Origin of the sequence: Tritonibacter sp. SIMBA_163, from assembly GCF_046535935.1 — a bacterium.
In the GTDB taxonomy this organism is placed as follows: Bacteria; Pseudomonadota; Alphaproteobacteria; order Rhodobacterales; family Rhodobacteraceae; genus Epibacterium; species Epibacterium scottomollicae.
Genome location: NZ_JAWJBP010000613.1, coordinates 1 through 264, shown reverse-complemented (window position 1 = coordinate 264; position 264 = coordinate 1). Strand labels below are relative to the sequence as shown.

Sequence of the window (264 nt, the reverse complement as noted above, 5' to 3'; positions counted from 1 at the left end):
AGACGATGCTGCTGCTCACGATGCTGTCGTTCCTGCCCGCGATGGTGCTGATGATGACAAGCTTCACGCGAATCATCATCGTGCTCTCGCTGCTGCGCCAGGCGCTCGGCACGACGACCACGCCGCCTAACCAGGTGCTGGTCGGCCTCGCGCTCTTTCTCACGCTGTTCGTGATGTCGCCGGTGCTCGACAAGGCTTATACCGACGGCTACAAGCCCTTCTCCGAAGGCACCGTGCCGATGGAAACGGCCGTGAGCCGCGGCC

Annotated in this window: 1 pseudogene; it reads left to right on the top strand. The window is 63.3% G+C overall.

Features of this window, described 5'->3' with window-relative positions:
* Positions 1-264: pseudogene (locus tag R0J92_RS23760) on the top strand (flagellar biosynthetic protein FliP); the annotation flags it as partial.